Source organism: uncultured Campylobacter sp., assembly GCF_937997405.1.
Classification (GTDB): domain Bacteria; phylum Campylobacterota; class Campylobacteria; order Campylobacterales; family Campylobacteraceae; genus Campylobacter_B.
Genome location: NZ_CALKTL010000130.1, coordinates 1 through 8591 on the forward strand (window position 1 = coordinate 1; position 8591 = coordinate 8591).

6 protein-coding genes are annotated in these 8591 nt (G+C 43.5%); 4 read left to right on the forward strand and 2 right to left on the reverse strand.

Annotated features, from left to right (window positions below):
* A partial coding sequence (locus tag Q0372_RS06985; protein ID WP_298104223.1) for a Do family serine endopeptidase occupies positions 1-1319 on the reverse strand: 1319 nt, incomplete at its 3' end.
* A gap of 168 nt (positions 1320-1487) precedes the next feature.
* Here Q0372_RS06985 and Q0372_RS06990 point away from each other — a divergent pair.
* The 3 genes from Q0372_RS06990 (at position 1488) to Q0372_RS07000 (ending at position 4858) form a co-directional block, all read left to right on the forward strand.
* Positions 1488-2405: a DnaJ C-terminal domain-containing protein gene (locus tag Q0372_RS06990; RefSeq protein WP_298104226.1), complete on the forward strand. Its 918-nt coding sequence runs from the start codon at positions 1488-1490 to the stop codon at positions 2403-2405.
* Positions 2406-2417: 12 nt separating this feature from the next.
* Positions 2418-2729, forward strand: coding sequence for a helix-turn-helix transcriptional regulator (locus Q0372_RS06995; protein ID WP_297903112.1), 312 nt, complete (start codon positions 2418-2420; stop codon positions 2727-2729).
* 497 nt (positions 2730-3226) lie between these two features.
* Positions 3227-4858: a cation:proton antiporter gene (locus Q0372_RS07000; RefSeq protein ID WP_298104229.1), complete on the forward strand. Its 1632-nt coding sequence runs from the start codon at positions 3227-3229 to the stop codon at positions 4856-4858.
* A 433-nt stretch (positions 4859-5291) separates the two neighbouring features.
* On the opposite strand, the gene Q0372_RS07005 is transcribed toward Q0372_RS07000, so the two are convergent.
* A complete protein-coding gene (locus tag Q0372_RS07005) occupies positions 5292-6254 on the reverse strand; it encodes a hypothetical protein (RefSeq protein ID WP_298104234.1) in 963 nt (320 codons plus the stop codon).
* Between the two features lie 1055 nt (positions 6255-7309).
* Here Q0372_RS07005 and Q0372_RS07010 point away from each other — a divergent pair.
* Positions 7310-8591, forward strand: a 1282-nt coding sequence (locus Q0372_RS07010; RefSeq protein WP_298104237.1) for a Na+/H+ antiporter, incomplete at its 3' end; no start/stop codon positions are given.

The following is an 8591-nucleotide window of genomic DNA, read 5'->3' on the forward strand; positions in this document are numbered from 1 at the left end:
TTGACATCGTTTTGACCGACTTGGATGATTACATCGCCTACCTCAAAGCCGTAATCATCGGCTTTTGAGCCATCTTTGACGCTTAAGACGAGGGCGCCCGAGACATCGTCGTCGAGGTTATATTTGCGGCGCAAGCTGTCATTTAACGTCCTTAGCTTTAGCCCCTCTATTGCGCTTTTTGAGTCCTCGCCGGCTGAGCCTAAGGTGGTGGAGTCGGATTTCATCGCGTCTAGCTTGATAGTCGTGCTCTTGCTTTTGCCGTCGCGCTCAAATTCTACATCCACTGAGCTTCCTGGAGCCATTGAGCCGATTAAATTTTTTAGCTCGTTGGCGTTTTTGATAGATTTGCCGTTTATTTTAGTGATCAAATCGCCGCGCTTGATACCTGCTTTATCGGCTGGCATGTCTTTTTCGACGCTTGAGATCAGCGCGCCCTCTTTGCTTTCATAGAGCTCTTTTTGATCTTTAGACATATCCGAAATCGTAACGCCTATAAAGCCACGCTCGATCTTGCCATTTGTGATGAGCTTTTCAGCGATCTCTTTTACCATATTTGAAGGGATCGCAAAGCCTACGCCGTTATTTCCGCCGCCGCGACTTAAAATAGCGGAATTTATTCCCAAAAGCGCACCGCGGCTATCTACTAACGCACCGCCTGAGTTGCCCGGGTTAATCGAAGCGTCGGTTTGGATGAAATTTTCATATTGATTTAACCCGATATTGTTTTTATTTAGCGCCGAGATTATGCCTTGAGTGATGGTGCCGCCCACGCCGAAAGGATTTCCGATAGCAAATACAATGTCGCCCTCCATAGCCTTGGACGAGTCGGCAAATTTAACCGCAGAGAGGTTTTTTTCGTCGATTTTAATGATTGCAAGGTCGGTTTTAGGGTCGGTGCCGATTACCTTGGCTTTATACTCTTTATCGCCTTCTAGTAGTGTAACTACGATTTCGTCGGCATTTTCTATTACGTGATTATTTGTGACAATATAGCCGTCTTCGGAGATGATGACACCAGAGCCTAGTGAGCTTCCCTCACGCTCTTGTTGTTGCGGAATGTCAAAGTCGAAAAATTGCTTAAAAAACGGATCGTCAAACATCTGTGACATCGGGCTGTTGCCTGCTTTGATCTTGGTTTTAGTCGCGATATTTACGACGGATTTTTTCACGTCCGCAACGGAGCTGTGATACGAAAGCACGACATCTTGATTAAAGCCCGGATTTACGCGCTCATAATTGCTTGGAGCTTCTTTAATGTCGATACTGGCGCCAAAAAGCGCACCTGCTAAAGCTATCGATATGATGATCGATTTTTTCATTTTTGCTTCCTTTGTGATAATGAAATTTTGGCGGAATTATAAATTTTGTCCGCTAATATATTCCTAACGCAAAATTAAAATTTATAAATAGAATTTAGCAAACTTGATTGACACTCACTAAAGTTTTATGATATAATCTACATAAATTTTAAGATTTTAAGGATTAAAATGGCAAGTACAAGCAGTTTATACGAAACCTTAGGCGTGGATAAATCAGCAAGCGCCGAGGAGATTAAAAAAGCTTACCGCAGGCTAGCTCGCAAGTATCACCCGGATATCAATAAAGAACCAGGAGCTGAGGATAAATTTAAAGAGATCAACGCTGCGTATGAAATTTTAAGCGACGAGAAAAAGCGGGCGCAGTATGACCGCCACGGCGACGAGATGTTCGGCGGACAGAATTTCCACGATTTCGCGCAGGGCTCGGCAAACATGGGTGATCTAAACGACATCCTAAACAGCATTTTCGGCGGCTCCTTTGGCGCGAAAAGCTCAGGCTCGCGCGGCGGATTTAGTTTCAGCTCTTTCGGCGGTGGCGGCGAAGGTTTTAGTGGCTTTAGCGGCAGTAGTTTCGGTGGCGGCTTTGGCGGCGCGCAGAGCCTAGATACGCACAGCTCGATTGAAATTCCTTTTGAAACCGCGATACAAGGCGGTGAGATGAGCGTGCGCGTAAGCGGCGAGACAGTGAAATTTAAAGTACCCGCAGGCATCAACGCGGGCGAAAAGCTGCGTATCAGGGGCAAAGGGCAAAGATCGGGCGCACAAAGCGGCGATCTAATTTTAGAGATAAAAATCGCGCCAAGCGCCGAGTATACGCGCGAAGGCGACGATCTTTTCAAAAAGATTGACGTGCCTTTGAAAACGGCGATGTTTGGCGGAAAGGTAGAAATTTCGACGCCAAGCAAAAGCGCAACGATAAAGATCGCAAAAAATACCAAAAACGGGCAGAAATACCGCTTAAAAGGCTATGGCGTGCAAAACCGCAAAAGTAAAATTTTAGGTGATCTATACGCGGTGGTAAATGTCGTTTTGCCCGATGTCGATTCGCTGGGCGAGGACGTCAAAGCCGCGCTGCAAAAGCTATAAGGAGGCATCAAAATGCATGATTACGATGAGCCGGTTTATCTCATATCGATAGTCTCGAAGGTCTTGGATATTCATCCCCAAACAATACGTCAATACGAGCGCGAAGGGCTCGTGAGCCCGGGTCGCACCGAGGGCAATATGCGACTATATTCGGCGCACGATATGGACCGCATACGCATGATTTTAAACCTTACAAAGGAGCTTGGCGTCAATCTTGCGGGCGTGGACGTGATCTTTCACTTGCAAGAAAGGATCGCTGAGTATGAGCGCGAGATCGAGGAGCTACGGGCTAGAATTTTAGAGCTTGGCGGAGAGACAGACTAAGGTCTGCAAGATAAAGATTTTAAAGCTCAGCAAAAAACGAATCCCGGTGCTATAAGCTGAAATTTTAATGCTATCAAAAAGCAAGATCGCCTCGCAAGCGTAGATTCAAGCGATAAATTTTGATTTTCAGAGAGGATTTGCGGGCGCGTTAAATTTCGCGTCAAATTTAAAGTCGCACCAAATAAACTCGGGCGAATTTTCTTGCGATTAAATTTAAAAGCCATCTTATATAATTTAGCTTTAAAATTTAAAATTCCAAGCCGCGTTAGATTTTAAAATTTTGCCGCGAACCTCTAAATTTAGCGGTAAAGTACGACATAATTTCTCTATTTTTAAGCGGGATTTTAGTAGAATCACATTATAAAATTTACCCGTAAATTTATATGAAAAGATAGAATTTCATCGATTATCGCCTCCGGTAAATGGTCGCATAATGTAAAACTTGACAATAAATTTAGCGCTAAATTTTATGCATAATCTTACAAAAAAGGGAGTTAATGGAGCTTGTTATAGAGCTATTTCTTGCGATCACCGCGCTTGCGATAGTGCTAAATATCGTCTTTAAAATTTTTGAAATTCCCACCATCATCGGCTATATCGTCGCGGGCGTGTGCTTTTCGCAGATCTATAGCTTAAGCAGTGTCGAAAACGCCCATATGTCTGAGCTGGCGGAATTTGGCATTGTCTTTTTGATGTTTACTATCGGGCTTGAGTTTAGCTTCCATCACCTGATGAGTATGAAAAAGGACGTATTTTTTAATGGCATACTCCAAGTGCTTGGCACCGGTATTATTCTAGCGCTCATCATCGATCAAGCTTTCGGCGGAAACATAAAAACCGTGATGATTATCGGGCTTGCGCTCGCGCTTAGCTCTACGGCGATCGTGCTAAAAACGCTCAACGAAACAGGCGAAATCAACCAAAACTACGGGCGCAAGGTGCTTGGCATCCTGCTATTTCAAGACCTCGCCGTCATCCCTATCTTGCTTATGATTGACATATTCGGCTCGACTGACAATACCCCCGTGAACTATCTAATCTTAAAAACCGCCGTAAGCGCCGCCATAGTGGTAGTGATCCTTTTCGTGCTCGGCAAATTTGCTTTTAACCGCTTCCTCTACTACGTCGTAAGGACAAATTCTAAAGAAATTTTCATCGCGACCATCCTTTTTACCGTTGTGGGGGCTAGCTTTTTGGCGCATGTTTTTGGCTTTTCATACACGCTGGGCGCGTTCATCGCAGGCATGCTCATCGCAGAGACCGAGTATAAACACGAGATAGAAGCCGATCTGACGCCGTTTCGAGACATACTGCTGGGGCTTTTTTTCATCACGATTGGCATGCAGATAAATTTTGAAGTCATCGTCTCGCACTATGGGCTGATCCTGCTCGCTATTATCGTTATAATGGCGCTTAAAACGGTTGTGATTTACGCGATCTTATTTCTCTCGACCGGTAAAAGGATAGCACTAAAAGCGGCGCTGTCGCTATGCCAGATAGGTGAGTTTGCGCTTGCGATCTTTTCGCTGTTGATGAGCCGCGATATGCTAAGTAAGGAAAACGGACAAATTTTAATTACAGTCGTAACCGCGACGATGATTTTAACGCCGTTTATTCTTAAGAATTTAAACAAAATCGCCAACCGCTTCGAGTCCAAGGTTGAAAAGCTCGAGGATGAGGAACATAAAACTCAAATCCCTCCAATGAAAAATCACATCATTGTAGCAGGCTATGGCAGGATAGGGCAAGAAGTTGTGCTACGCCTTAAAGATCAGGGGCTGCTATACGTAGTCGCCGAGAGTGATTTAGAGCTCGTGGATCTGGGCAAATCGCGCGGAGAGAATATATACTTTGTAAATATAATGCAAAAAACTGCGATCGACGAGCTACATGCGCGCGATGCGTCGGTCATCATCCTAACGATCGCAAATCAGCAAAAGCTCGATATCGTCGCTAAGATGCTAAACGGCTTTAATTTAAAAGCAAATATCATAGTGATGCATACGGGCGCCGATCCGCAAAGTGAGCTACAGAGCGAATACGGCGAAAATTTTATCTTCGTAAAAAAGGAGAGAGTAGTAGCCAATGCGCTTTTACAAGAGGCGCTGAAATGCAAGCTAACGCAGTAGCCTTGAGCGTTTAAGATCAAATTTAAACGCATTTGCTATGCCTAAAATATCCATGCTTCTTTATTCTTGCTTCTACACTCGGCCAATTTGAAGCATTTTAATGGGTACAGATAATAGATATATTTATAATAGCTGACTTGCAAATTTAAAGGTGTAAAGTGCTGCTTTGGATTGATTTAAATTCTAAATTTAAGCTGTCATTCCACAGCAAAAGGATACTCCGACAAGGAGCTGATGAAGTATATTCGCGCGATAAAGTTATTTAAAAATTCGTTTAAATTTTACTGATTTCACTCTTTTATCTCTTTATAAACGCTTAAGTTGCGTGCTAGGCAAACAAGGGTAGTAATAACGGACACAGGCGTCACTGCTAGAAGATAAAATAAGCCAAAAATAGCTCTATATCGCTAGATTCATTACCGCCGCCAGCAAGCTATAACGCTATAGTCATAATGGGATAATACAAAACCAATGTCACAATCGCAAAATTTTCTATCGCGAAAATCGTATTGCTTTTTTCGGGATTTTCTACGAAAAGTTTGCTGTATCTGCGCTTTGAAAAGAAAAATATAATCGTGCAAACGGCGCTAACTATAAACGCCCAGTGTAATTCGTACGAATTTGGTAAAAATAAAATCAAAAAGACCGTTGTCGCAAAACTCGCGAAAGTAAATCTGATCAAACGGTGAAGTTGATATTTTTGCTTTAAATTTTTTGCAATTCGTGCTAGAGCTTTGCCGTACTCCAGCGCTTCCTCTTTGCTTTGGATAGATTCTGTTTCAAGGCTCGCGTCATTAAATTTTTGCTCAAATTCAGCGGCTTCATCTTGGGCACCTTGCGCCTCGCCGTTTGTTTTGTTAAAATTTTGCTCGCCGGAAATTTTATCAGCGATGGCTCCGCTAATTTTTGTTTGCGATTTTGGTGCCGGTAGATACACGGTCTCATCGGCGTCAAATTCCGGATTTGCGTTATATGTTATTATCGCCACCAAAATAGCAATAAAAATAGCGGGTATAATCTGACGCGTATCCCAGTCTATGTGATATTTTATCTGTAAATAAAATCCGATTAAAGCATAAAGGACGTAAAATATCGCAGCCACATGTATCCATATAAGCATAAAGGCCTTATCTGCATCACTAAATAAAAGCAGGGCATATTTTTTATACTTCAGCCTGTTTAGGCAGACGAGTATATTTATCGCAGATAGCGCGAGCATGCATAAAAACGACATTATGGGCGCATCATTTACAAACGTAAGAAACACGACGATATAAATCAGGAAGGTCAAAAGTGCCCCGAAAAACAGATATCTACAAAAGCGAAATCTATCGTAGCTTTTTAAAATTTCTTGCGGAATTTGGCTGATGTCCGCGGGGATTTTGTCTTTTTGCATTTTTACCGCCTTTCTCGGTTATTTTAACTCAAATTTTGCTTTTTTACTCCGTAGCGTTTTAAATTTAATGAAGCGAGATTTTTTGACTTGCTTCTTTTTTAGCGGACAAGCGATCCCGATTTTGCATTAAATTTTTAAAAATGAATACTTACCGGCTCTTGCAATTTTATCGATAAAATTTTTGGCAGGCTAAATTTACGCTTCTTTTCTAGCTAAATTGAGCTTCAAAATTTATCCTGCTTCATTCATAAAATAAGGCAACTAAGCTAAAGCTTATCCGTTTTATCCACCCGCACGAATGCCCAGTACATAAACTCTTGCCTCGGTTTGTATTTGTAACTTACTAAAATCAACCTTGATTATAAATTCATTTGCGTAGCTAGTTTTAACAAGCCATCGTTGAAACTGGGCACCTTTTTGTCCCAATGCTCGGCAATTTTTTTGCCAAAGCAGAGCAAGTCTTGAGCTGTTTTTGAAATTTGGCTTTGAAAAATGGGGCGAGCCGCCTAGCATTGCCCGATGGATAATGAGTACAAATATGCCGTTATCTTGGGACTAAAGCTATAAAAGCTAACATTAAGCAAGTCAAGATATAATTTCGCCCCAAACCTAGGTAGATGTCCGAGCGGTTTAAGGAGCACGCCTGAAATGCGTGTGCGGGGCAACTCACCGAGAGTTAGAATCGCTCCCCGCCATTTTTTAAATCTATTAAATTTTACTTAGTGTTGAGGATAGGTATGAAAATTTTACTCTTAGGCGCTAGCGGAAGCCTTGATGGCTACGTTATAGGCGCGCTCTAAGCTCCTACATAGACTCAGCCAAGATTATAGAAAACTAAGCTCTTGACTACACGCTGATACGTCCGCAGTGGTTTAGTTGTGCCAACGAGATAGACTGCAAGGTTACGAGCTGGGCAAAAAAGGGAGAAATTTAAAAACGAAAATGACCAAATTTCAAGAAAATCTATCGCAAATTTGGTCAAAAGATGCCTGATCGATAGCTTTGGCATAAAAGATAGCCTAGGCATCAACAAAAAAGAAATTTAAAGGACAAAAATGATTGAACATTTACTACTATTTTTGGCTTTGCTAGCTATCATTATCGCTTTAGTGATGATCTCAAACAGCCTAAAAGTAGCCTATCCGGTGCTTTTAGTTTTGGGCGGTCTTGCCATTAGTTTTGTGCCAAATTTACCCACCATCAGGATCGACCCCGAGCTTATTTTCATCATCTTTTTACCGCCGCTTCTTTACGAGGCCGCATGGGCAAACTCGATAAAAGAGCTCTACAAATGGCGCCGAACGATCGGCAGTTTCGCATTTATCGTCGTTTTTATCAGCGCAGCAGCTGTTGCCGTGATAGCAAATTTAGTGATCCCCGGCTTCTCGCTCGCCCTTGGCTTCATGCTTGGCGCCATCGTCTCGCCACCAGATGCGGTGAGTACGGCTGCGATCCTTAAATTTGTCAAAGCACCGCGCAGGATCAGCGCTATTTTAGAGGGCGAGAGCCTTTTAAACGACGCATCATCGCTCATCATCTTTCGCTTTGCCGCAGTGGCCGTGACGACTGGGCAGTTTATATGGTATAAGGCGGCCGCGAGCTTTGTCTGGATGGTGGCTGGCGGTGTTTTGGCTGGTCTTGTGGTGGCGCTAGCGGCCTACTTTTTGCATAGGATCTTGCCAACCGATGAGAACAGCGATACGATCATGACGATCACGACGCCTTATATCATGTATATTTTAGCTGAGGAGCTTGGCGCGAGCGGCGTTTTGGCGGTGGTTTGCGGCGGACTTTACCTCTCGACAAAACGAAACGAAATTTTCACCGCTTCAGCAAGGATCCACGCCGTGCCCGTTTGGAACAACTTTATATTCTTGCTAAACGGCCTTGCCTTTACCATGATCGGCCTTGATCTACCTCAAATTTTAGACGGACTAAAGCATAGTGGCGTATCGCCGCTCGAGGCGCTATCTTACGGCGTTTTGGTAACTGCCGTACTCATCGTCATTCGTCTCATGGCATCTTATGGAGCCGTTTATATCACGATGTTTATGAAGCGCTTTATCAGCGTGGCGGACGATCGCAACCCTGGCAAAGCTACGCCGTTTATCGTCGGTTGGGCAGGTATGAGGGGCGTAGTCTCGCTGGCTGCGGCGCTCTCTATCCCCGCTATGGCTGGTAGCGAGCCATTTCCGCATAGAGATCTCATCTTATTTATCACCTTTGTAGTTATCTTGCTAACGCTCGTAGTTCAGGGACTAACTCTGCCGCTACTCATAAAAAGTGTCAAATTTCCAGACTTTAACGACCACATGCCAAACGAGCTAGCCAGAATCA